Here is a 24390-nt window from a genome sequence, read left to right on the forward strand (position 1 = left end):
GAGGGAAGTGGAAAGCGGCCTTCAATTCCCGACCCGTACGGCATGGGCGTAAACCCGTGCCACGGCTGGGAGTTGGAGGCCGCCCTTCTGTGTGGACGCCGCGCGCCGTTCGCCGTGGCCCCAGCCTCCCCTCCCGGGCTCCGTTCCCTGTCGGCGAAAGCGCGAACGCGTCCGTTCGAAACGCTTCTCCATCGCTCGACCGTTCGCCTGAATTGCTCACGTGGCGGGGAATGTGCCCACCGTTCGAAGGTGACGTCACATCGCGGGCGAAACACTCGAACAGTAGGAGGGCCTTCTGGCAATCGACGGTGCGTTTTGTATCGCTGGCTTCGCCTGCCGGAGACGTTTCCTTGGCCGCCTCGCGGCGTGCGAACCAAGCGCGTCCAACTGTTTCCGGCGCACCAGATCCGAGCCATCGAGCGGAGCGGATTTCCGGTAAGTCGCTCTCACCGGGCCGCCGTTGACCGGAACGGTCGGGGTGGGCCGGGAGACGATCCGCTGCCGCTCTCCGCCCCGTGTTCTTTCGCTCCCCGCATCCGGTGATGTCAGACCCGGGCCCTAGACTCGCTCTTGCAGGGCTCGTCCCGGGGGACTTGGAGCATGGAGGGGGTGTCCATGGGCGGGGAGTGGTTCGCCGACGGTGGGCTGCCGCCGGTGGCGGCGGCGCGCACGGCCGAGGCGCGGCAGAGGGGAACGTGGTCCTCGGCGCTGTCGACGGGGGAGTTCGCCGCGATCAGGTCGGTGGGCTTCGAACCGGTCGGACAGGTGCTGGGCACGGCGGTGTATCGCGTGGCGGGCAGGGCAGCCGGCTGGAGCTACTACGACTGCGGCTACCAGAACGCCGGCTGGTCCAGCCGCCGTTCGGCGCCCGCGGGGGTAGCCGTCTCAGGGCAGGGCGCCGCCTCCAAAGCGCTGGTCGACGTGCTGCTGTCGGCACGGCATGCCGCGCTCGGGCGAATGATCGCGGAGTGCACGGCACTGGGCGGTGACGGTGTGGTGGCCGCCGACCTCACGATGGCGCCCTTCCCCGCCGCTCCCCACTGCTTCGAGTTCCAGGTGATCGGCACCGCCGTGCGGGCACAGGGGCAGGTGCGGCCGAGGCGTCCCTTCACCACACATCTGGACGGCCAGGGGTTCGCCAAACTGATCGCCGCGGGATGGGTGCCGGTCGAGCTCCTGGTGGGACTCGCCATCGGCACCCGGCACGACGACTGGACGACCCGGCGGCAGAACTGGTTCGCGGCCGGCAACCAGGAGGTCACCGGCTGGAGCCAGTTGGTCGCCCTGACACGCCATGACGCACGCCGGCAGATCGGCGAACAGGCCTGGCACACCGGAGCGGACGGCGTGGTGCTGGGCGACAACCGGCTCCGGGTGTGGGAGGAGGCGTGCTTCCGGGCACGCCGACGCAACAACGACTCCGACCAGAAGGACCACGTCGCCGAGGCCACCCTGATCGGCACCGCGGTGGCCGCGTTCACCACGCGCCAGGCGCCACCGCGCACGCTGACCGTGATGCCGCTGGATCCGAAGCGGCGCCGTCCGCGTCCTGCCTGACGTACCACCGCACTCGGCTCATCACCGCACCTCCATCACCACCGCGCACTTTCACGAGGGGAACCGCTCATGACCGCCACCGACCCGACAGCCCAGGGCGTACCGGCCGACGCGATGCGGCGGCTGGCCGAACTCCAGCCGGGCAGGCCGGGCTCGCTCTTCACCAGTGACCTGACGGTCAACGAGTTCCTGCTGGTGCGCGAGGCGGGGTTCCGGCCGCTCGGCCTCGTCCTGGGCAGCTCCATCTACCACGTGGGCATCCAACTGGGCCGCTGGGGCAAGAACCAGGAGCTGACCACGCTGAGCCAGGCCATGTACCACGCACGGGAGTTGGCCATGACGCGGATGGAGGCCGAGGCGGCGCAGCTCGGCGCCGACGGCATCGTGGGCGTACGGCTCTCGGTCGAGGCACGGGAGTTCGGCAACGACATCGCCGAGTTCATCGCGATCGGCACCGCGGTCAAGGCCGACGAGCCCGCGCCGGGCGGCAACGGCAGCTGGCGCAACGCCAAGGGACAGCCGTTCACCTCCGATCTGAGCGGACAGGACTTCTGGACCCTGGTCCGCGCCGGATACGCCCCGCTGGGCATGGTGATGGGCACCTGCGTCTACCACATCGCCCATCAGAAGATGGGGGCGATGTTCTCCAACATCGGCAAGAACGTGGAGATCGAACCGTTCACCCAAGCCCTCTACGACGCCCGGGAGTTGGCGATGGAGCGGATGCAGCGGGAGGCGGAGGAACTGCACGCGGAGGGCATCGTCGGCGTCCAGCTCAACTCGCACAACCACCGCTGGGGCGGGCACACCACGGAGTTCTTCGCCATCGGCACGGCCGTGCGGCCGCTGCGCGACGACCATGTCATCGAACGTCCGACCATGGTGCTGGGCCTGGACGGCTGACGCACCCGCCTCTCCGCCCCCAGTCCGCAACGAAAGGCCGCCGCCGATGTCCTCCCCCGCCCCCATGCCGTCCGAGCCCGGCGGCGACCCCGCCTCGGTCGAACTGCTCGCCGCCGCCCTGTGCCGGGACGCCGCCGATCTGGAGGTCTACGCCCAGGTGCTCACGGGGACGCTGGCGGACGCACTGCCGCCCGGATCGGTGGCGATCGAGCGCAAGCGCGGCATGGCCGATCGACTGGCCGGCCGGGAGGGCAAGGTGGCCCGGCTGGACGTCTCCCTCGGCGAACAGCGACTGGTGCTCGACCTCTCCGGCGGCCGCCCGAGCGGTGAGATCTGCAAGGAGGTGCGGGGCGTGGTCCTCTCCCGGCGCCCGGTGGCGTTGGACGAGTGGGTGCGCGAGCTGGCCGAGGCCGTCACCGCCCGCGCCGCGTCCGACGCCCGGGCCCGGGCAGCGCTGGAGCGCCTGCTGCTCGGCGGCTGAGGTATGCGCACGGCCGAACGCCGCAGCGTCTCCGCGGTGCCGAAGCCGCAGCGAGGCGCGATGGCCTCGACCGAGTCCTCGCCGTCGACCAGCGCCCGACGGGCCGCCTCGACGCGCACCCGCTCCACGTACGCCGCCGGCGGTGTGCCGATTTCGGTGGTGAACCGGCGCTGCACATGGCGGGGACTCAGGCCCGCGCGGGCGGCCAGATCGGCGATGCCGTGCCGGGCTCCGGGATCCGTATGGATCGCCGTGCCTGGAAACCGTTGAAGACCACGAAGACGATGCGGCGTTGGTGCACGTCCTCAGCCTGCTGACCCCCACGCCCCGGCGTCAACGACAGCCACCCCACGATTCGTGCCATCGCCCTGCGCGCCTACCCGCGAGGTGCACGTGCGCCCGGTGCTCGACGGACCGCAGACAGCAGGCACGTCACCGGACACGTCGGGCGTGCGTCAAGGGAGTCCGGCCGGCCTGGAGCCGGCCCGGTCGGGGCCGCGGGCGCGGCGATCGGGGCGGTTGTCTCGTTCCTGCCGTTCTTCGTGCCGCTGATCGCCGGGTCGGACTTCGGGTTGGGCTTCTGAGGCCGGCGCGCAGGAGGACGGGACGGATCGTTGCCGACCGGGGCGGGCGCACCGCCTGCCGCGGGCTGCCGGAGCGGGCCCCAGGACGGGTGGAGGCCGAAAAGCGGAGGGCGTGCTACCGAACCGTCGGTGACATGTCCTACTTTGGGGTCCGCAGACTCCGACGCGGCCACCACAGACGGAGGCGAGATGGTCCCCGACACCCCCCACAGCGGTTCGCCCCCCACCACCACGACCGAGCCGGCGACAACCGCACCCACTCCAGCCCGGACAATCCGCTTGACCACCCCCACCGCCGCAGCCGCCCGAACCGCCCCACCTCACGCGCCCCACCGCGATCCCCGCACCCCCCTCTACCAAGTCACCCACCCCTCACGGCACCAAGTGATCCCATGAGCACAGAATCCCTCCATGTCGTCGTGGCCGGAGCGGGCGCGGCAGGCACGCTGACCGCCGCCCGGCTGTCGGACGCCGCGGCCCGCAGCAGGCGCAGGACCGTCATCGAGGTCATCGACCCCGCCCCGGGCACGGGCCGCGGTCTGGCCTACTCCACGCCCGACCCGCGGCACCTGCTGAACGTGTCGGCCGGACAGATGAGCGCCCTGCCGCACACCGCCGACGACTTCGTGCGGTGGCTCTCCGACCGGGAGGGCCGCACGGCCGATCCGGGAGCGTATGTGGCGCGCGGTCTGTTCGGCGCCTACCTAGCCCACGATCTGGACCGGTCGACCGAGGCCGGCCGCGACTACGCGACGATCCGACGACGGCACGACCGCGTCGTGGCGCTGGACCACCTCCCCGCGGCCGGCGACGGGCCCGCAGCCGCCGGCGTCCGGCTCCGTCTGCGCGACGGCGGGACACTCGACGCCGACGCGGTGGTCCTGGCACTCGGCAACCTCGAACCCGCAACCTCCTGGCTCCCGCCGGGACTTGAGGAATCCCCCGGCTTCGTGGCCGACCCCTGGTGCCCCGGGGCGCTCGCGGAGGTACCGACCGACCGCGACGTCCTGCTCGTCGGCACCGGCCTGACCATGTGCGACATCGCCCGGACGCTGCTCCACCCCGACCGCACGGTGCACGCCGTCTCCCGGCACGGCATGCTGCCGAGGCCGCACGCCGCCACGGCACCGACGGCACCGACGGGAACGGCGCGACCAGGGGGACCGCCGGGACCGACCGCATACGGGATCCCCGCCACCGAACCGTGCGACCTCGCCGCACTCAAGCGCGCCGTCCGCTACCGCGCGGCGCGCTCCCGACGGCTGTACGGGGACTGGCGTCACGCCATCGACGAACTCCGGCCGCACATCCCCCGGTTGTGGCAACAGCTCTCCTTCTCGGACCAACAGCGCTTCCTCGCCGCGGAGATGCGGGAATGGGAGGTCCACCGGCACCGGCTGCCGCCGGCCACCGCGCAGGCGCTCACCGCCGCCCGGCGGGCGGGGCTGCTGACCGTACGGCCAGCGGAAGTCGTCGGCGCACGGACGGGCGGCGGCCGCGAGATCACGGTCCGGCAGTCCGACGGCCGCGCGCTGACCGTCGGCGCCGTCGTCAACTGCACCGGAACCGAGGGCCGTGTGGAGCGCCTGACCGACCCGCTCGTCCGCAGCCTGCTCCGCTCGGGCCTTGCCGCACCCGGACCGCACGGACTCGGCTTCGACACCGCCCCCGACGGCCGCCTGATCGGGACGGCCGGCCGCAGCACGACGCCCGTGTGGACGCTCGGCCCGTTGCGGCGCGGGAACCTGTGGGAGACCACCGCCATCGGCGAGATCCGCGTCCAGGCGGGAGAACTGGCGACCCGCATCCTGGACCGCACGACACGCACGGCACCGCGCTGACCACTCCACCGAGACCGGCCCCGGCGCCGTTCATCCGGCCATCGGCCGCGGCCGGGCCGAGCAAGCCGATGCGGGCCGACCGGCCCGCATCCTTGCCCGGCCGGTGAGCGCCGAGGGCCGGCCAGGCCGGCGTCATCCGAGCCCGACGCGACCCGGAGTCAGGGGCCCGCCGTCCAGATGAACCGCGATGCGGGCGATCGTCCGGGCGTTGTCCCGGAACAGATGCGCCCGCATCCCCGCCGCCCGAGCGGCCTCGACGTTGACGGCGACGTCGTCGATGAAGAGGCAGTCCGCCGGCCGTACCGCCAGGCCGGCGCAGGCGGCCGCGAAGGCACGCGGGTCGGGCTTCTCGACGCCGATCTCGTGGGAGTAGACGATCCGCTCCACCAGTTCGTCGAAGTGATACCGCGAAGTCTCCCGCTCCCGGGCACCGACGAAGCTGTTGCAGAGAATGCCCAGCCGGCACCTTCCCCGCAACCCTCGGAGACAGGCGATGAGTTCCTCGTTCGGCGTCCCCAGGTACTCCGCCCACAGATCGGCCATGAAGGCTTCGACCTGGGACGCGTCGAGACCCAGGCGGGCCGCCACCTGCTCGTGCACCTCCCGCTCGCCGATGCTCCCGACGCTTCCGGCCCGCCACACGTCGCGCATCCGATCGTTCACGGTGCCCGGCGGCAACTCCAGCCGCGCTTCCCACCGCTGTACCCATCCGGTCGGTGGCGTGATCTCCAGCACGCCACCGATGTCGAGAACGATGCAGGTCGCGGTCATGCGAACCCCCTCTTCATGCCAGTCCGAGCAGGCCGTCCGGCCTGTCCCGCAAGTGCTCACCGCCCGCTGCGGCGATCGATGGGGACACCGTCGTCCTTCACCCGGGGAGAAGGTCAAGCGATCTTCGAAGCCGGTGCCGGCCGTGCCCGAGACCGCCTAACCCGACTCACCGCACAACGGGTGCGTTCGCCCTTGTGACGAGGGGCCGACCACGAGGGGCCGACCACGAGGGGCCGACCACGAGGGGTCACAGATGCAGGGAGTCGCCCAGGAGGCGGAAGAAGTCGCCGGTGGCGTCGACGGCACCGAGCGCGGGCGCCGCGGCGAGGGCGAGCAGGGCGCACACCCAGAGCCGGGCCGGTGGCAGGGGCGCGTCCTGGAGGGCGGCGACGCGGCGCGTCACGGCGAGATGGGAGAACCGCAGGGGAGTGCAGGCGGCACGGCTCCGGTGGGAGAGCAGCGCGGCGCGGGCGACGGCACGGGCCGCGGTGGTGCGGTTCGCCACGTCCTCGGCGGCGGTCTCGTCCGCCCACCGCTCCAGGAGATAGGCGACCGTGTCGCGCAGCGGGATCAGCAGCGGGTTGGCGGCCGCGGACAGGTCGGCGCACAGGCGGAGACGGTCGTGGCGGTGCCGCAGATGGGTGCGCTCGTGCGCGAGCAGGACATGGCGCTCCCGGGCGTCCAGACCGGCGAGCATGGCCGAGGTCACCAGGATGCGGCCGGGCTTTCCCGGCAGCGCGAACGCCTGCGGCGTGCCGGAGGACGCGACGACCAGTTCGCTGTCCGTGGGGTGCGCCGCGCTGAGCCGGCGCAGGGTGCGCCGGGTGCGGGCGTGGGTGCGCAGCACCCGCTGCACCCGCCACACCGCGGCGACGAGGACCGCGACCGCCGGCAGCGCGATGGTCACCGGGACGGGCCCCGGCACGGACGCGCCCCGCGAGTGCGCTTCGGCCGCGATCGGCGGGACGTCGTCGAGCAGGGTGGCCCCCAGCAGGACCAGTGCCCACACCGAGGCCGCCGAGGCCACCGTCCCGGCGATGACGAGCGTCCGCGCCGCGTACGCAGGCGCCAGCCGACGGCCGGCCACCGGGCTGACCGCGGCCGGCGCCACCGCGAACAGCAACGAGAGATACACATCGATCCTCAAGGGCCCGCACTCCCACCGAGCACGTCGCGCAACGCGCGCTCCTCCTGCGGGCTGAGCCTGGTGACGAACTGCTGGAGCGCGGCGATCGGATCCGGGCCCCGGCCCAGGGCCTCGTGCATGATCTCGGCCGTCCGCTCCGCCGCGTTCTTCGCCGGGCGGTACGCGCCGCGCCGCCCGGCGGCATCCCGGACGACCAGACCCTTGTCGAGCAGCCGCTTGAGGATGGTGTGCACGGTGTTGTACGCCAGGCCGCCGATGTCCGCCTGCACCTGGGCCGGTGTCATCGGGCCATCGCTCGCCCACAGCGCGGCGAGAACCTCGCTCTCCAACTCGCCCGCGCTGCGCCGCTCCCCTTTGCCACGGGGGCATGTGTCTGCCATGTGCTTCACCTTACGGATCGTCGTGAGCAGGACATCGGGCGGCCGTCAGGCGGCGTGGGGACCGGCGGCCTCCCGGTCGCTCCTGGCGGCGAGGAGCTCGCCGAACAGGGCCTCCCAGCGCGGCCGTATCGACTCCATGGCGTAGCGCTCCGACGACGCGCGAGCGCGTTCCCCCATCGTGTTGCGCAGGTCCGGGTCGTCGATCAACCGGTTCATCGCCGCCGTGAGGCCGGGGCGGTCCTGGGGCGGGACGAGCAGGCCGTCGTCGCCGTCGGTGATGATCTCCCGGGGCCCGTGCGGGCAGTCGTAGCTGACCGCCGGCACGCCGTGGCTCATGGCCTCGGCCAGCACCATCCCGAACCCCTCGTGGCGCGAGGCGAGCACGAACATCGACGCCTTGGCCAACTCCTCGTCCAGGTGCGAGGTCGGGCCCATCAGATAGACGTGGTTGTACAGATGCCGGGCGTGGATGAGGTCGCGCAGCCGGTCCTTCTCGGGACCGGCGCCGAATATCCGCAACTGCCAGTCGGGGTGCTCGCGCACCACGTCGTCGAACGCGGTGATCAGGTGGTCGAAGCCCTTGGCCTTCACCAGTCGTCCGGCGGCGACCACCAACGGCCGGTCCAGCGCGGACGGTTGGGGGCGGGCCTCGGCGAGCGCGTTGGGGATGCGGGCGATCCGCACGCCGCTGCCGTCGAGCACGGAGCGGTAGCTCTGCTCGTCGGCCTCGGTGAGCACCGCCAGGGCGTCCAGCTGCCGGTATCCGGCCCGCAGCGCCCGTGCCAGGTCGGGCTTGTGGTGCTCGTAGTGCAGGTGCTCCTGGCCCACGCGGACGACGCTCCGCGGCGCGTACTGCGCGGAGAGGAGGTTGAGCGCCGGGCGGGTGGTGATCAGGACACCGCCCTCCAGCGTGGACAGGTACTTCACCAGGCGCCGGTCGGTCAGCCGGTTGAACCGGCTGTAGCGCACCTCGGTCCGCGGCACGAGCCGGCTGGCGGAGCGCATCGCCAGCGCCTCCAACCGCTTGCGCCACACCGGCGCGGCGGGCGACGCGTCCACGAGCGTGTGCACCCGGATACGGCGGTCGATCGGGAACGCCGGCTCCTCGCGCCGCCGCCAGACGCTGGCGATCTCCACCTCATGCCCGGCCTCGGCCAGCGCATTGGCCTGGTTGACCACCGTCCGTACGGTCCCCCCGACCGTGAACGCGTTGAGCAGCAGGAACCGGATCTTCATCGGCCGTCCTGCCCCTCGTGGTCCGCGCGCCGGCAGCCGATCGAGACGTTGTCCTTGACCGTGTAGAACGGCTCGATCCACCACCCCGCCGCACACTGGGCCGGGTACGTGAAGATCTTCTTCTTGCCCACGATGTCGTCCAGGTGCCGGCCCAGCCGCAGCTCCGCCGCCCTGCCCGGCACGCTGACATAGAGGTCCCAGGTCTGCTCCGCCCCGGTGCACGCGGCCGCCAGCTCCCCCAGCGGTATCCGCACCGCGAAACCGCCGTCGCCGACCTCCGCCGGGAAGCGCAGCTCGGCCTCCTGCGGGGCCCGGGCCCGTACGACCACCGTGCAGGGCTCCCGCTCCGCGCCGACGCAGTGACCGTGGACGCCTATGTAGCCGTCGCGCGGCCAGATCTCTCCGGCCTCCGCGTGCGGGACGCCGGGGGATATCGCCCGGTCCGTCCTCTCCATGCCGATTTACCTCCCACTGCACTTCCCCTACAGCGTGTAGGGCAATGAGATGGGACCCTACACGCTGTAGAGGGGGTGGGCGGTCCGGGCTCCCGGTGGGGGCCGGGCGCCCGCGGCCGGTATCCGGTGGCGTGGGCGGCCGGGGTGGGGTGACTCCGGGTAAGGGTTTCGACGGCGCACAGTCCCGGCGGCGACGCCGGCGATCGCGTGGACATGGAGACGCGGTAGAGGGGCCGGCCGCTCGTGGACGCGTCGTGGCGCGGCGGACAACGCGCCACGCCACACCCGGCCTCCGAAGCCCCCCGGCCTCAGAAGCCGCGGCGACCCCGTCGACGGACGCCGCACCTCGATCGGAACCCCACCGGACCGACTCGCGCGACACCACGGCCTCGAACTCGGGCTGTGGGCAGGCGCACTGACCGCGGAGCGCCGTGCAGGGCGTGCCGGCGGTCGCCGACGGGGGCCCGTGGCCGGGCCGCCCGCCGGTGCCGTGTGGCGGGGAGCGGGGTGGGTCAGTCCACGCGCAGGGGGAGTTCGTGGACGCCGCGGACGGAGCCGTCGCGGTGGCGGAGCCGGTCGGCGGGGATGCCGAGGCGAAGCCGGGGGAAGCGGCGCAGGGCGGTGGCCAGGACGGTCTCGACCTCCAGGGCGGCCAGTCGGGCGCCGACGCAGTAGTGCAGACCGTGACCGAAGCCGAGATGGCGGGTGGAGGCGCCGCGGGTGACGTCGAAGCGGTCCGGAGCGGGCCAGTGGGCGGGATCGCGGTTGGCGGCCGCGACACCGACGATCACGTAGGAGCCCTTGGGGATGGTCGTACCGCCGATCTCGACGTCCTCCAGCGCATAGCGGCTCAGGCCCGGGTTGACCGGGCCGTCGTAGCGGATGGCCTCCTCGACGGCGCCCGGGAGCAGGGCCGGGTCGGCGCGCAGGGCGGCCAGTTGGTCGGGGTGCTGGAGCAGGGCGAGCAGTGCGTTGCCGATGAGCTGGGCCGAGGGTTCGTACCCGCCGAAGAGCAACAGGCCCGCCATGCTGACCAGTTCGTCGTCGGTGAGGGCCGTGCCGTCGGCGGTGGCGGTGACCAGCTCGCTGAGCAGATCGGTGCCGGGTGCGGTGCGGCGTGTGGCGATCAGCTTGCGGACGTAGGCGTCGAAGGCGTCCAGGGCGGCGACGGTGCGCAGCGCCGCCTCGTCATCGGCCTGGAACCCGCCCAGGACGCTCGCCGCGGTGCGGAACAGCTCGGCGTCGGAGTCCGGCACACCGAGGAGTTCGCAGATCATCGTGATGGGGAGCCGGTTGGCGACCGCGGTGATGAGGTCGAACTCGGGCCGGTCGGCGACGGCGTCGAAGAGGGCGTCGGTGGCCTGCTGGATCCGGGGACGCAGGGACTCGACGCGTTTGGCGCTGAAGGCCCGGACGACCAGCTTGCGCAGCCGGTCGTGGTCGGGCGGGTCGAGATTGGCCATGGCGCGGCCCAGGAGCCGGCTGGTGCGCAGGGTGACCTGCCAGCGGGGCGGCAGCGGTTCGGGGGGCAGGGCCTGCTGGAGACCACGGGCCAGTTCGTTGCTCAGACGGGGATCGGCGAGGGCGGCGACCACATCGTCGTAGCGGGTGATCAGCCAGCGTTCGGCGCCGCTGGGCAGACGGACGTGGTGGACGGGCCCCTCGGCGCGGAGGGCGTCGAGGGTGGGGTAGGGGTCCTGGGTGAAGTCGGCGGTGAGGGCGCGGGTGTCGACCTGGTGGTGCGGGCAGGTGCCGGGGGGCGCGGTGCGGCCGTGGTCTTCGGCGTCCGTGGTGGTCATGGCGTCCGTTCCTCGGGAGGGTGGGTGTGGTCCTTGGGCTGGGACGTGGTGGTCGGTGGCGAGGGGGTACGGCGGCCCTGTGCCGCGCCGAGGAGGAAGAAGACACCGGCGAGGGCCTGGAGGACCGCCAGGGCGGTGAAGATGGTGGGGACGGGAAGGGATTCGGCCGCGGTGCCGGCGCCGAGCAGACCCAGGGTGCCGCCGGTGAGACCGGCGGCGGCGATCACCGTGAGCGTGGCCGAACGCAGCGGCGCCGGGATACGGGTGGTGCGGACCGCGACCATCGGCGCGTTGGACAGACCGTTGAGCAGACCGGCCGTCGCCAGCAGCGCGGTCAGCCCCAACGGGCCCAGCGGAAGCGGGAGTACGGCGAAGGCGGCGACCTGCCCGAGCCGCCCGTAGAGCGTCAGCCGGGTGGCGGAGAACCGGCGCAGGGCGCGGCCGACCAGCAGCGTGCCGAGCAGCGCGCCGCCCCCGAACGCCCCGAGCAGCAGCCCGGCGAGCGCGGACGAGCCGCCGTAGTGGAGCAGGGCCAGCACGGGCAGCATGGCGAACAGGGCCTGCCAGGTCGTCTCGCCCAGTATCTGCCCGACCGTCCAGTGCGAGAGCAGCCGGTCGCGGCGCAGGGCGCCGAACGCGTCCCGGATACGGGGCCGGACCGTCGGGGCGGGAAGCGCGAGCGCCTGGGGCAGGCCGTGGCGGAGCAGGGCCGCGGACAGCAGGTAACTGGCGGCGTCCAGCACCAGCACCGTCGACGCGCCGAGCCAGGCGATGAGCACACCGGCCGTCGGCGGCCCCAGCAGGACGGTCAGCCGGGTGGCGCCCTGGAGCAGGGCGTTCGCCCGGCTGAGCTGCTCCTCGTCGTCGCCGACCAACGCCGGCAGCAGCGCCTGCTGGCTCGCGGTGTACGGGGCGTAGAAGGCGCCGACCGCGAACAGCAGCACCATGAACACCGGCAGCGGCAGCAGCCCGGCGTGGTGCAGCAGCGGCACGAGGGCCACCAGGGGCCCGCGGGTGAGGTCGGACAGGAGCATCACCCGGCGGGGCCCCAGACGGCCGGCCAACGCGGCCCCCATGACGCCGAAGACGGCGACCGCGATCATCTGCGCGGCCATCACGCGGCCCATGGCGCCGGAGGACCCGGTGGTCTCCAGCACGAACCACGGCATGGCCACCGCACTGAGCTGGGACCCCGTCATCGACAGGACCTCGGCGGACAGCACGGTGCGCAGCACGCGGCGGGTCGACGGCGTCCCGGTGGTCGGGCGGGCGGCCGTCATCTCAGTCCCTCGGGCCGCGACGGGCGGCCGCGGCCCGCTGGGAGGCGGCCTGCCGGGCCCGCGCGGCGCGCTCGCGCAGGGCGCTGTTCCGCGCCCCGGCCGATCCGGCGGGCGCCCCGGGCGGAGCGGCCAGCGAGCGGGCCATCGCGGCGACCGTGGGGTGTTCGAAGAGCGCCACCAGGGGCAGCTCGGCGGCGAGGCGCTCCACCAGGAGCGCGTGCAGGGCGGCCAGGGTGAGGGACGTACCGCCCAGGTCGAAGAAGTTGTCGTGCACCCCGACCTCGGTACGGCCGAGGACCTCGGTCCACGCCTGGGCGATCAGCTTCTCGGTGGCGTCGGAAGGGGCGGTCCGGGCGGCGGCCACGGGGAGGTCGGCGCGGCCGGGCACCGGCAGGCGCGTCGGATCGACCTTCCCGGCGGCGGTCAGCGGCAGCTCGGGCAGCCAGACGAACGCCTCGGGGACCATATGGGACGGCAGGCGGATGCGGAGCCGCTCGCGCAGTTCGGCGGGCCCGGGACGGTGCACGCCCGTCGGCACCAGATACGCGACGAGGGCGGGGGAGCGCTGCGGATCGCCGTGGACGGCCGCGGCGGCCACCTCCGGGTGCGCAAGGAGCGCCGTTTCGATCTCGCCCGGCTCGATCCGGTAGCCGCGGAGCTTCAGTTGGCGGTCGAGGCGGCCCAGGTATTCCAGGGTGCCGTCGGTCAGCCAGCGGCCGCGGTCGCCGGTGCGGTAGCGGATCCGCGGCGTGCCGCCGGCGCCCTCGGGAGCGGCGGACTCGAAGCTGCTCCGGGTGAGGTCCGGGCGGCGCCAGTAGCCCGCCGCGGTGCCCGCACCGCTCAGCGTGATCTCCCCGGCGATCCCGGCCGGGCAGCGGTTGCCGTCCGGGTCGAGCACTTGGACGTCGGTACCGGCGATGGGCCGGCCCAGCGTGTTGAGCGGGCCTTCGGCGTCGGCGGTCAGATCGTGGGTGAGCGCGATGACCGTGGACTCCGTGGGGCCGTAGGCGTTGCGGATCCGGTAGGTGGTGCCGCGCGGGGGCCGGCGGGTGAGCGCCGCGGCCCCGACCACCATCCACCGCAGATGCGGCAGCGGCGCATCGGCGGCCCAGACGGACTCCGCGAGCGGAGTGGCCAGCAAGGCGACCGAGACGCGCCGCCGGTCCAGCCACCCGGGGAGCGTGGTGACCGCGAGCGGCCCCTCGTAGGGCACGACGCAGGCGCCGGAGGCAAGGGCGGACCAGACGTCCCACTGGGTGGCGTCGAAGGCGACGCCGAGCAGCTGCCCGACCCGGTCGCCGGGACCGATCCCGAACGACTCCCGCCCCCACAGGGCGAGTTGGGCGAGCCCGCGATGCCGGACGGCCACGCCCTTCGGCTCGCCGGTGGTACCGGAGGTGTGGACGACGTACGCCAGGGCGTCCGGGGCCGGGGCGGGCGGCGCGCCGCGTTCGGCGGCCGGCGCCTGCGGGTGGTCCGGGGCCGCGGACGGCTCCGCGGTGCCCGGCCGCACGGTCAGGACGGTGCGGCCGGCGGCGGTGAGCCGGGCGGCGGCCTCGTGGCCGTCGGTGGTCAGGACGGCGCAGGCGTCCAGGTCGGCCAGCAGCGCGTCGATGCGGGCCGGCGGCGCGGTGGGCTCGACGGGGCAGAACGCGGCGCCCGCGTACCAGGTGGCCAGCATCGCCACGACCAGCTCCGCGCCGCGCTCGAAGAGCAGCGCCACCACCGGCTCGGCCGCCCGCAGTTGCGGACGCAGCAGGGCGGCCAGCGCGATGGCCCGCTCGTGCAGTTCCCGGTAGCTGAGCGCACCGGCGGCGGTCTCGACCGCCGGGGCGTGCGGGGTGTGCCGGACCCAGTGGGCCACCAGCGCCGGGACGGTGGTGGCGGGCGCCGGGGAACCGCCGCTCTCCCAGCGGCGCAGCCGCTCGACGTCCCCGCCGCCGCTGACTCCTGCCGCCGCCCCCTTCCCGGATCTCCCCGCGGGGCCCGCCGCCTCACCGGCCTCCCCGCCGACGAGGTCGAGCGCGTCGACGCGGGAGTCCAGGCAGTCGGGCAGCACGGTGAGCAAGTGGCCGAACAGGGACGCCAGTTGCTCGACATCGGCGCGGCGGTAGCGGTCGCCCCGGTAGGCGATACGGCACCCGAGCGTGTCGCCGGCCTGCGACACCACCACGGTCAGCCCCAGCTTGCCGAGGTAGCCCACACCGTCGTCGGCCAGCGGCAGCCGCACCAGCGGGCTGCCGCCGAGCCGGGCCGGGCGGACCGGGGCGGTCTCCAGGCTGAGCGTCACATCCGCATACGGGGTACGGCCGGGACGCCGGGCGGGGTTCAGCCGCTCCACGACCTCCTCGAACGGGGCACCGCGGTGCTCGTAGGCGGTGAGGGCCTCACCGCGGACGGCATGCAGCAGCTCCAACAGCGTGGCCTGCGGCGCGAGTCGGGAGCGGAGCACCACCATGTTCAGGCACGGCCCCAGCAGCTCGACGAAGTCGGGATGGTCGCGGTGGGTCAGCGGGGCGGCGAAGACCACGTCGTCCCGGCCCGTCCAGCGGTGCAGCAGGGCCGCCAGCGCGCCCGCCGCCACCTGGTACAGCGTGAAACCGTGCGCCTGCTGCAACGGACGCAACCGGTCCGGCAGACCGGCGGGGAGGGGGACGACCACCGAGCCGTTGGGGCCCGGTGCGGCGGGGGCCGGGAACTCCGTGTACTCCGGAGCGCCGGCCAGGTGCCGCTCCCAGTGGGCCAGGTCGGCGGCGCGCTCGGCACTGCCGCTCTCGGCCTCCTGCACGGCGACGAAGTCCCGGTACTGCACCCGCCGTTGAGGAGCGACGGGAAGGGCCGCGGTGGTGGCCGGATCGGGCGCTGCCGACCGGCCGCCGGCGTCCAGCGGCAGCCGTTCCAGGGGGAGGTCGAGGACCTCCGGGAAGGCGCGCAGGAGGTGGGAGAGGCGGTGGGCGAGGCGGGCGGCCTCGGCGGCGGGGACCCGGTCGCCGCGGTAGGAGACCGCACCGCTGAGCCGGCCGTCCTGCTCGGCCAGGGTGATGGTGAGCGCGAACTTGGTCTCCCGCCGGCCGATGGGCTCCAGCAGCAACGGCGTGAGGGTGCCCGGGCCGAGGCGCGCGGTGCGGTCGGTGAGCAGGTTCATGTTGAGGGTGATGTCGGCATAGGGCGTGCGGCCCGGCTCGCGCACCGGGTTGAGCCGCTCCACGACCTCCTCGAACGGGGCGCCGCGGTGCTCGTGGGCGGTCAGGACCTCGGTGCGGACGGCACGGAGGAGGTCCAGCAGCGTGGCCGCGGGGGCCGGTCGGGAGCGGAGGACGACGGTGTTCAGGCAGGGACCCAACAGGCCGCCGGTGTCGGGCCGTTCGCGCCGTTCGTGCCGTTCGCGGAGGGAGGCCGGGACGCCGAAGGCGAGGTCGGCCTCACCGGTGGTGCGGTGCAGCACCGCGGCCAGCGCGGTGGCCGCGATCATGAACCAGGACAGGCCGTGCTCCTGCTGCACCGGGTGGAGGCGGCCGGCCAGGTCGGCCGGCAGATCCAACGGGACGGCGCCGTGCGGACCGGGGCGGTCGGGGGCGGGCAGCGCGGCGTAGGCAGGCGCGCCCGCGAGGTGCTGCTGCCAGTACGCCAGGTCCGCGGCGCGCCGGGGGCTCTCGCCTTCGGCCTCCTGGGCGGCGGTGAAGTCGCGGTACTGGGCGGGCGGGGCGGCGGGCGGAAGGGTGTCGTCCGCCGCTGCCCGGTAGCACTGCTGAAGGTCCGTCAGGAACGCGGGGACGGAGGCACCGTCGATGACGAGGTGGTGGAGGCAGAGCAGCAGCACATGGCCCCGGGGGCCGAGATCGGCCAGGGCGGGGCGGAGGAGCCGGCCGGCGGCCGGGTCGAAGGGGCGGGCGGACTGCTCGTTCGCCCAGGCACGCAGGGCGGTGTCCGGATCGGCCGCCCGGCTCAGGTCGAGGTGCTCCAGCCGCGGGACCCAGGCCGGCCCGATGAGCTGGCGCAGCCGTCCGCCGTGTGCGGCGAAGGCGGTGCGGAGGATCTCATGGCGCTCGATGAGCCGGGCCAGGGCCGCCTGGAGCAGCCGGTGGTCCAGGCCGTCCGGGGCGCGCCAGGCGAGGATGATGCTGTAGGCGGTGTCCTGGGCGTAGCGCTCGGCGAGCCAGATGCGTTCCTGGAATCCGGAGGCCGCGGGCGCACCGGCCGGGTCCGCCGCCGGGGCACCGGACGGCTCCGGCTGCCGGTCCGCGCGGCCGCCGGTCTGCGCGTCCAGGTCGTCCAAATGGTCGGCGAAGTCCTGGAGACGCGGGCGTTCGAAGAGGGTGCGCAGGGGCAGGGTGGGGCCGAACCGCTCACGGACCTGGCTCAGCATGTGCACCGCGAGCATGGAGTGCCCGCCGAGGGCGAAGAAGGAGTCGTCGGCGCCGACCCGGGGGACGTCCAGCAGACCGGCCCAGAGCCCGCCCAGCGCCCGGGCGGTGTCCGTGGTGGGGGCCCGCCCCTCGGGGGCCTCCAGCGCCACCGCCGCGGCGCGCAGGGCCTGTTGGTCGAGCTTGCCGTTGGCGGTCAGCGGAAGCGCGGCGACGCTGCGCAGGGCGGCCGGGAGCATGTACGCGGGGAGCGTGGCCCGAAGGTGGGCGGTCAGCTCGTCCGGGGCGGGCGGCGCACCGTGCGGCAGCACATAGCCGATGAGGCGGTCGTCCTCCACGAGCACCGCGGCGTCGGCCACGCCCGGGTGCTCACGGAGCCGGGCCTCGATCTCACCCGGCTCGATGCGGTAACCGCGCAGCTGGACCTGGGCGTCGGCGCGGCCGAGGAACTCCAGCGCGCCGTCCGGCCGGTAGCGGGCCAGGTCCCCGGTGCGGAAGAGACGGCCGGGACCGAAGGGGTCGCGGACGAAGCGTTCGGCGTCCAGTTCGGGCCGGTTGAGATAGCCGGCCGCCACGCCCTCCCCGCCGATGTACAGCTCACCGACCGCCCCGACGGGCAGCAGCCGGCGTCCGGTGCGCGGGTCGAGGAGATGGACGGTGGTGGTGGGGATCGGGGTGCCGATGACGCTGGCGCCGCGCTCGGCGTCGGCCCGGGTGACGGTGTGCGCGGTCACATGCACGGTCCCCTCGGTGATGCCGTACATGTTGACCGGCCGGATGTGCGGATGGTGCGCCAACCATCCTGCCAGCAGGGACGGTTGCAGCGTCTCACCGCCGAAGACGACATAACGCAGATGGTCGAGGGGGTCCGGGTCCCGCTGCTCGGCGGTGAGCAACTGGCGGAAGGCACTGGGCGTCTGGTTGAGCACGGTGACCCGCTCGCGGCGCAGCAGCTGCCAGAAGCGGTGCGGATCGCGGGCGTCCTCCTCCGGGACGAGCACGACGCGGCCGCCGTGGGCGAGCCCGCCGAACAGCTCCCACACGGAGAAGTCGAAGGCGTAGGAGTGGAACATCGTCCAGACGTCCGCCGGGCCGAAGGCGAACGGGAGCCGGTCGTTGACCAGCAGCCGGACCGCGTTGCGGTGGCTGAGCAGCACGCCCTTGGGACGGCCGGTGGTACCGGAGGTGTAGATGCAGTAGGCCGGGGCGTCGGGGCTGACGGCGGGGAGCCGGACCGCCGGCCCGTCGGGGGCCGTGGCGGCGGCCCTCGCCAACGCGGCCGGCGTCAGGGCCTCGCCGGTGAAGGCGGCCGGGACGAGACCGCTGCGCTGCCGCTCCTCGGGGCCGTCGGAGCCCTCAGGAGCGCCGGTTTCGTCGGCTCCGTCGGGTACGAGGGCCCAGCGGGTGCCGGAGTCCGCGAGGATGAACTCCTTGCGGCCCTCCGGCAGCGCAGGATCCAGCGGCAGGTACGCGCCGCCGGCCAGCAGCACCGCGAGCATCGCCTCGACCTGTGCGGCGCCGCGGGGCACCAGCAGCGCTACCCGCTCACCGGGCCGCACCCCGCGGGCGACCAGCCCGGCGGCCAACAGCTCGGCCCGGTCCAGCAGTTCGCGGTAGGTGTGGTGGGCCGGGGCGGCGGTGGTGGCGTCGGTGAGCGCGAGGGCCGTGGGCCGCCGGTCGGCCTGGTCGCGGACCAGGGCGTGCAGCGTGGTCTGCGGATAGGCGGCGTCGGTGGCGTTCCACACCGCGAGTTGGGTCTGGTGCTCGGCCTCGGTCAGCGGCTCGGCGGCGCCGATCGGCTGCCCGGGCGCGGCGAGCAGGGCGCGCAGCAGCCGGACGTAGTGCTCGGCCATCAGCCGCATCTGGGACGCGTCGAAATAGTGGGCGTTGAAGACCAGCCGGCCTGCACCGCGAGCCGCCCCGCCGCCGGAGGGCAGGAAGAGATGGAGGTCGTATTTGCCGTGCCCGGCGCCGGTCTCCACGACCTCGGTGGCGGCGCCGGCCTCCCCGGTGCCCTCGTCCGCCCAGGTGAACAGCACGTCGAAGAGGGCGGTGCGGCTCATGTCCTTGGCCGGGTCGACCCGGCGGACCAACTCGTCGAACGGCGCCCGGTCGTGTTCCCGGGCGGCCGCCAACTCCGCCGCGACCTGGGCGGCCAGCTCCTCGAACGTGGCGCCGACGGCGGGCCGCAGATGCAGCGGCAGCAGATTGGCGAGCGGCCCCACCACCCGGCGGTCGGCGGCCCGACGGCCGTGGTGGGCGGCGCCGACCACCATCTCCTCCTGGCCCGAGTACCAGCCGAGCAGCGCGGCGAACGCGGCGAGATGGACGTCCTCACACGTCACACCGGCACACTCGGCGAAGGCGACCACCGGCAGATCGTCCGGGAGTTCCACCGGGACCGTCTGCTCCTGGTAGACGTGGATGGCGGCGCGCGGGCGGCGCTCGGGGAGGCGGAGCGGTTCGAGGTCGCCGCGCAGCGCCGCGGCCCGCGCGTCGAGGGCGGACCGCCGCTCCGCCTCGGACCGGTCGGCGAGCCACCCGCGGTAGCTGCTGCCGGTGATCTGTGCACCGCGCAGGGCCGTCAGCAGGTCCTCCGCGACGATGCGCAGCGCGGTGCGGTCGGCGACCGCCTGGTGGCCGAGCAGGGCCAGCCACACCGGGCCCTCGGGCGAGGGCTGGACGGCCACCCGCAGCAGCGGTCCGCCGCCGAGGTCGAACGGCTCCACGGCCCACGCCCGCAGGGCCTTGGGGACCTCCCCGGCCTCCTCGGCCGCCGAACCGAACCACTGCGGCACCACCCGGGCCTGCGCATGCACGCGCTGCACGGTCGTGCCGTCGACCACCCGGAGGTCGGTGCGCAGCGCCTCGTGCGCGGCGACGACCCGGTCCAACGCGCCCTGGAGACGGGCGGCTTCGGGCGCCTGCTCCAGACGGAGGTAGAGCGGGAGGTTGTGGTAGACGGGCGCGGTCGGATAGACGGTGCCCTTCTCGAACTGGTCGATGAAGGCGATGCGTTCCTGGTGGGCGGAGGCGGGGGACAGGGCGTGGTCGGTGGGGGCGTCCGCGCCTGCCGGCCGTGCGGACGGGGTCCCGGCGTCGCCCCTCGCCTCCGCCGCGGACACCTCCGGCTCCACGGTGCGCTCCGCCGCGGCCTCGTCGTAGCAGGCGGAGAGTTCGCGCAGGAAGACGCCGGCGGACTCACCGTCCCAGACCAGATGGTGCAGGCAGAGGAAGAGCACCTGCGCGTCCGGGCCCGTCTCCAGCAGCGCAGCGGTCAGCAGGCGCCCGCCGGCCGGGTCGAAGCGGTGGCCGGCCGCCTCGTTCAGCCGGCTCTGGAGCGCGGCCTCGGGATCGGCGGCGGCGCGCAGATCGACATGGTCGGGCCGGGGCGCCCAGGGCTCGCCGACCTGCTGGTGCAGCCGGCCGGCGTGCTCGACGAAACGGGTGCGCAGGATCTCGTGCCGCGCCACCAGCAGTTCCAGCGCCCGGGCCAGGGTGCCTGCGTCCAGCGGGGCACCCGGCACGCGCCAGGCCAACGGCACGTTGTACGCGCCGGTGCCCGGCTCGATCCGCTCCGCGAGCCAGATGCGCTGCTGGAATCCGGCGGCGGGGAAGAGCCGGTCCGCGGTGGCGGACCGGTCGGTCGGCGGGGGCGTGAGCGGGCCGGACCGGTCCGCGGCAGCCGACTCCCGTTCCGGCAACGGCAACGGCAACGGCGATGGCGATGGCGATGGCAACACCTCCGGATCGGGCTCCGGTTCGGCGTCCTGGACGCCCAGGTGGGCGGCGAAGTCCCGTAGCCGCGGGTACTCGAAGAGGTCCCGCAGCGGCACCTCCCGGCCTAGGCTCTCGGACACCGCGAGCACCAGCGATTCGGCGAGCAGCGAATGCCCGCCCAGCTCGAAGAAGGAGTCGTCGGGGACGATCCCGTCGATACCGAGGACCTCCTCCCACAGCCCGACCAGGTGCGTCAGCGCGGGCGCCTCCGCCGCGGCGGACGACGCCGCGACGGCCTCCCGCACCGGTTGCCGGACCGGTTCCCGGACCGTCTCGACCCGGACCCGGGGCGCCCGCTCGCCGAACTCGGCCCGTACGAGGGCGAGTACGTCGGCGGCGGCCCCCTCGCCCTCGCCGTCGCCGTCGAGGACGAGCCGGGCATGCAGGTCCGCCCCGCCGCCGGTCGGGGTCACCACCGCCCGCCGGACCGCCGGGTGGGTGGCCAGCAGCGCCGCGATCCGGCGCGGTTCGACGGTCCCGTGCGCGGTGGCGACCCGGTCGGTGACGGTGCCGACGGCGGCGTCCGGATCGTCGGCGATGGCCTCCAGGACGGTGGTGTAGTCGTCGGCCAGCATCCGCACCAGGGTCGCACCGACCGCCCCGGCGGGGTCCTTCCACAGCACATGGGTGCCGCCGCTGTCCTCCCGGACCATCACCGCCAGCGTGTAGTCGGCGCTGCTCTCCATGCCGAGCAGGGACAGCGTGCACTCATCGCCGTCCCCGGCGCGCAGCCGCAGGTCCTGGACGTCCAGGTCGGCGTGGAGTCCGGCGTGCCAGTACTGGAAGACGGTCCCGTGGCTGCGGGCGCGGGACTCCCAGCCGGTCAGGCCGGCCGCCCGCAGGATCGCCGGCAGCGGCAGTTCGCCGTGGGACATCGCGGTCCGCAGACCGGTGCGCAGGGTGCGGATCACCGTGGCGTAGGAGTCCTCGCCGCGCACCTGGTGACGGAACGGCAGCGCGTTGACGAAGTAGCCGACCGTCTCGCGGGTGGCGGGGTCGACGCGGCCGTGGAAGGGGATGGACGACAGCAGGTCGTCCTGCCCGCAGTAGCGGCGCAGCAGGGCGAAGTAACCGCCGAACAGCACCGTCACATAGGAGACGCCCAGTTCACGGGCGCGGACGCGCAGCCGGGCGGTGAGCTCCGGCGGGATCATGGTGTCCAGCACCGTGTAGCCGGGCTCGTCGACGGAGGCCGGGAGGGCGAGGGCGGGCAGGTCGTCGCCCAGGGTCTCGCGCCAGTAGGCGCGGTGGGGGTCGCCGGCGGGGGTGTCGGTCAACTCCCGGGACCGGGCGGCGAACGCGGCGAGCACCGGGCCGGCGTCCGCGACGTCGAGCGGCTCCCCGGCGTAGGCCCGGCGCAGCCGGTCGAGCAGCAGCAGGACCGAGGCGCCGTCGAGGACGAGGTGGTGGACGGAGGGGAGCAGCACCGTCCAGTGAGGGCCGTGCAGGACGTCGATCCGGGCGAGCGGCCCGCGGCGCAGGTCGAAGGGACGCTGCCAGACGCGGCGGATCTCCTCGTCGGGGCCACCGGTGACGGTGTGTTCGACGATCGGGATGTCCGGGGCGTCCTCCCAGGTCAGGACCGGTCCTTCGACGGTCTCCGCGATCCGGGCGCGCAGCTGCGGATGCGCCTGGCCGAGCGCGGTGACGGCCTGGCGGAGCCGGTCGGGGTCCAGGCTGCCGCGGACCCGGAACGGGGTCGGGATGATGTGGATCCACTGCCCGGGGTCGAGCTTCCAGGAGACCCACATGGCCTCCTGGCCGACGGACAGCGGAACCTGCCGGGCGCCGGGTTCGTACACCGGGCACGGCGAGAGGGGGCCGGCGCTCTCCGGGCCGGGGCGCATGGTCATCTGCTGCTCCTCGCGTCAGCGCCCGGTCGGGGCGGTGGCGTGGTCAGGGGTGGTTCCGGGGGTGACCCGGGCGCTGGTTCAGGCGGTGGGGAGGTCGTCGGAGAGGTGGCGGGGGCCTGTCTCGGCGAGCCAGGCGGTGCTCAGGCCGGCGAAGTCCGCCGTGCCCCCGCCGGCCCCGTCACCGGACCCGTCGCCCTCGGCCACGGCGTGGTCGAGCCGCTGCCACAGATCGGCCAGCCGGTGCCGGGCGGCGGTGCAGTACACATCCGCGAGCCGCTGCCCGTCGCCGTCCCCCTCGTCGCCGTGGCCGTCGGCCGCCGCCGCACTCATCCCGGCGGCCCGGGCGAGCACCGTCGACATGGTCAGCAGCTCCGCACTGAGCTGCGAGACGAGGATCAACACCCGCTCCTGAAGGCTCAGTCGGGCCCGGTCAGGACAGCGGCGGGCCAGGCTCAGACAGGTGCGGCCGAAGCGGTGCACCTCGGCGGCCACCGTGTCCAGATGGGCGCGGTTGCGGACGGTCAGGACCGCGTCCCCGGGGTCCGCGGCCGGGGCCGGGCCGGCCGCCAGCTCCTGCGCATGGTCCGGCTCCGGGTAGTAGTAGGAGAGGATGTTGCGGCCCGAGATCCAGTTGTCGATCTGGAAGTCCACGCCGCCGGAGATCCGCATGTTGCGGACGTCCCGGACGGCCTGCTCCAACGGCAGGGCCGGGGCGCCGCGCCGGGCCTTGCTGGCCGCGGTCTCGTACCCCTCGGCCGCCAGCAGGGATGTCGTCCGGTCGGCGATCCGCCCGGCGATGACCGAGCCGATGTTCTTGGCGGCGTTCTGCTCGAAGGCGAGATTGCGGGCCGGCCCGCCGTCCTCGGCGAGCAGCGCGGCCCGGGCGACGCTCTCGATCGCGAACGCCTCGGACAGCGACTCGGCCAGCTGCCGCCGGATCTCCTCGTACTCCCCGAGGGGGCGACCGTCGACGCTCCGCCGGTTCACGAACTCCCTGGACCAGTGCAGGCACCGCTTGGCCACGGCGAGCGAGGGGGCGACGATCATATGGAGCCGGCCGCGCATCACCAGCCGGGAGACGGCCGGGGTCAGCCGGGACCGGTGCGGCCCCTCGGCCTCCACGAGCTGGTGGCCGGCCGGCACCCGGACGTTGTCGAGGGTGATCCAGCCGTTGGGGAAGCCCCGGATGCCGGAGAACTCCTGCGCTGCGCCGTTGCCGAAACCAGGGGTGTCCGCCTCGACGAAGAACACCCGGTTCTGTGCGGCACCGTCCTCGTCGACGACGGAGGCGGTCACGCTGAAGAGGGTGCCGACCGGGGCGTGCCCGACGAAGACCTTGTGCCCGTTGAGGAGGTAGGCGGCCCCGTCCTCGACGGGCTCGGCGGTGGTGAACCGCCGCTGGTTGGCGGCTCCGTCGGGCTCGGTGTCGGCGGTGCCGGACAGCCCCCCGGCCGTGACGTGCCGGTGCAGCAGTTCCTTGAGCGGGCCCTCCGGCACGACCGGCAGGAACGCGGGAGCGCCGACGGAGTTCTCGATGCCCAGGACCAACGCCACGGGGAAGCACCAGCCGGCGGCGGCCTCCAGCACCCGGAAGGTGTTGAAGTGGGACAGCTCCAAACCACCGAGCTTCTGGTCGAGTTGCAGGCCCAGATAGCCGCGGTCGTGGAGTTCGGTGACAAGACCGTCCGGCAGCTGCCCCTTGGCCTCCACGGCGACCGGGTCCACCCGCCGGCGCAGGAACTCCCGCAGCGCCGACACCACCTCGTCCCCATGGGCGCGATCGACGGTGTCCTGATGGGGGAAGGGGTGGAGCAGGTCCCAGCGGAACCGCCCCTGGTACAGCTCCTCCAGGAAACTCGGCCGGCCGGGGTCGCTGATGAAGTTGCGGGTGGGATGAGCCACGGGCGTTCCTTTGCGGGAGGTGTGGGCAGCGGGGTGAAGTCCGGTACATCGGGAGTG

At 74.0% G+C, this 24390-nt stretch carries 13 protein-coding genes and 1 pseudogene; 4 read left to right on the plus strand and 10 right to left on the minus strand.

Features of this window, described 5'->3' with window-relative positions; genetic code table 11:
- Positions 1-600 precede the first annotated feature (600 nt).
- The 3 genes from ACIQE0_RS20185 (at position 601) to ACIQE0_RS20195 (ending at position 2941) form a co-directional block, all read left to right on the plus strand.
- Positions 601-1557 (plus strand): heavy metal-binding domain-containing protein, encoded by a 957-nt coding sequence (locus ACIQE0_RS20185; RefSeq protein ID WP_402333908.1) that lies wholly within the window; start codon positions 601-603, stop codon positions 1555-1557.
- Positions 1558-1626: 69 nt separating this feature from the next.
- The gene (locus tag ACIQE0_RS20190) at positions 1627-2460 is read left to right on the plus strand and encodes a heavy metal-binding domain-containing protein (protein ID WP_366332206.1); all 834 of its coding nucleotides are present in this window, start codon (positions 1627-1629) and stop codon (positions 2458-2460) included.
- A 46-nt stretch (positions 2461-2506) separates the two neighbouring features.
- On the plus strand, positions 2507-2941 hold the full coding sequence (locus ACIQE0_RS20195) for a hypothetical protein (protein WP_402333911.1): 435 nt from the start codon (positions 2507-2509) through the stop codon (positions 2939-2941).
- Between the two features lie 68 nt (positions 2942-3009).
- On the opposite strand, the pseudogene ACIQE0_RS20200 reads toward ACIQE0_RS20195, so the two are convergent.
- Positions 3010-3117: pseudogene (locus ACIQE0_RS20200) on the minus strand (GlxA family transcriptional regulator); the annotation flags it as partial.
- A gap of 800 nt (positions 3118-3917) precedes the next feature.
- Here ACIQE0_RS20200 and ACIQE0_RS20205 point away from each other — a divergent pair.
- Entirely contained in the window at positions 3918-5366 is a 1449-nt protein-coding gene (locus ACIQE0_RS20205; protein ID WP_402333914.1) for an FAD/NAD(P)-binding protein, read from the plus strand.
- A gap of 132 nt (positions 5367-5498) precedes the next feature.
- Here ACIQE0_RS20205 and ACIQE0_RS20210 read toward each other — a convergent pair whose 3' ends face one another.
- From ACIQE0_RS20210 to ACIQE0_RS20250, 9 genes are all read right to left on the minus strand, one after another.
- Positions 5499-6137: an HAD-IA family hydrolase gene (locus ACIQE0_RS20210; RefSeq protein ID WP_402333916.1), complete on the minus strand. Its 639-nt coding sequence runs from the start codon at positions 6135-6137 to the stop codon at positions 5499-5501.
- 247 nt (positions 6138-6384) lie between these two features.
- On the minus strand, positions 6385-7284 hold the full coding sequence (locus ACIQE0_RS20215) for a M48 family metalloprotease (protein WP_402333919.1): 900 nt from the start codon (positions 7282-7284) through the stop codon (positions 6385-6387).
- The gene (locus ACIQE0_RS20220; protein ID WP_402333923.1) at positions 7281-7664 is read right to left on the minus strand and encodes a BlaI/MecI/CopY family transcriptional regulator; all 384 of its coding nucleotides are present in this window, start codon (positions 7662-7664) and stop codon (positions 7281-7283) included. The genes ACIQE0_RS20215 and ACIQE0_RS20220 overlap by 4 nt, the downstream gene beginning before the upstream one ends.
- Before the next feature lie 45 nt (positions 7665-7709).
- The gene (locus ACIQE0_RS20225) at positions 7710-8900 is read right to left on the minus strand and encodes a glycosyltransferase family 4 protein (RefSeq protein WP_402333925.1); all 1191 of its coding nucleotides are present in this window, start codon (positions 8898-8900) and stop codon (positions 7710-7712) included.
- Positions 8897-9355 carry a hypothetical protein gene (locus ACIQE0_RS20230; RefSeq protein WP_402333928.1) on the minus strand — a complete coding sequence of 153 codons (459 nt, stop codon included), beginning with the start codon at positions 9353-9355 and terminating at the stop codon, positions 8897-8899. Before ACIQE0_RS20230 ends, ACIQE0_RS20225 begins: the two co-directional genes overlap by 4 nt.
- 512 nt (positions 9356-9867) lie before the next feature.
- Positions 9868-11154: a cytochrome P450 gene (locus tag ACIQE0_RS20235; protein ID WP_402333931.1), complete on the minus strand. Its 1287-nt coding sequence runs from the start codon at positions 11152-11154 to the stop codon at positions 9868-9870.
- Positions 11151-12434 carry an MFS transporter gene (locus tag ACIQE0_RS20240; RefSeq protein WP_366332197.1) on the minus strand — a complete coding sequence of 428 codons (1284 nt, stop codon included), beginning with the start codon at positions 12432-12434 and terminating at the stop codon, positions 11151-11153. The genes ACIQE0_RS20235 and ACIQE0_RS20240 overlap by 4 nt, the downstream gene beginning before the upstream one ends.
- Position 12435: 1 nt before the next feature.
- Complete coding sequence (locus ACIQE0_RS20245) at positions 12436-22431, minus strand: amino acid adenylation domain-containing protein (RefSeq protein ID WP_402333934.1); 9996 nt, start codon at positions 22429-22431, stop codon at positions 12436-12438.
- Between the two features lie 78 nt (positions 22432-22509).
- Positions 22510-24333, minus strand: coding sequence for an acyl-CoA dehydrogenase family protein (locus ACIQE0_RS20250; RefSeq protein ID WP_402333937.1), 1824 nt, complete (start codon positions 24331-24333; stop codon positions 22510-22512).
- Positions 24334-24390: the final 57 nt, after the last annotated feature.

It is taken from the genome of Streptomyces sp. NPDC093097 (genome assembly GCF_044754325.1).
Lineage (GTDB): Bacteria > Actinomycetota > Actinomycetes > Streptomycetales > Streptomycetaceae > Streptomyces.

Excerpts from the sequence above, each read along its gene's own strand:
- ACIQE0_RS20185 (WP_402333908.1), top strand. The coding sequence starts at position 601 with ATGGAGGGGGTGTCCATGGGCGGGGAGTGGTTCGCCGACGGTGGGCTG.
- ACIQE0_RS20190 (WP_366332206.1), top strand. The coding sequence starts at position 1,627 with ATGACCGCCACCGACCCGACAGCCCAGGGCGTACCGGCCGACGCGATG.
- ACIQE0_RS20195 (WP_402333911.1), top strand. The coding sequence starts at position 2,507 with ATGTCCTCCCCCGCCCCCATGCCGTCCGAGCCCGGCGGCGACCCCGCC.
- ACIQE0_RS20205 (WP_402333914.1), top strand. The coding sequence starts at position 3,918 with ATGAGCACAGAATCCCTCCATGTCGTCGTGGCCGGAGCGGGCGCGGCA.
- ACIQE0_RS20210 (WP_402333916.1), bottom strand. The coding sequence starts at position 6,137 with ATGACCGCGACCTGCATCGTTCTCGACATCGGTGGCGTGCTGGAGATC.
- ACIQE0_RS20220 (WP_402333923.1), bottom strand. The coding sequence starts at position 7,664 with ATGGCAGACACATGCCCCCGTGGCAAAGGGGAGCGGCGCAGCGCGGGC.
- ACIQE0_RS20225 (WP_402333925.1), bottom strand. The coding sequence starts at position 8,900 with ATGAAGATCCGGTTCCTGCTGCTCAACGCGTTCACGGTCGGGGGGACC.
- ACIQE0_RS20230 (WP_402333928.1), bottom strand. The coding sequence starts at position 9,355 with ATGGAGAGGACGGACCGGGCGATATCCCCCGGCGTCCCGCACGCGGAG.
- ACIQE0_RS20235 (WP_402333931.1), bottom strand. The coding sequence starts at position 11,154 with ATGACCACCACGGACGCCGAAGACCACGGCCGCACCGCGCCCCCCGGC.
- ACIQE0_RS20240 (WP_366332197.1), bottom strand. The coding sequence starts at position 12,434 with ATGACGGCCGCCCGCCCGACCACCGGGACGCCGTCGACCCGCCGCGTG.
- ACIQE0_RS20245 (WP_402333934.1), bottom strand. The coding sequence starts at position 22,431 with ATGACCATGCGCCCCGGCCCGGAGAGCGCCGGCCCCCTCTCGCCGTGC.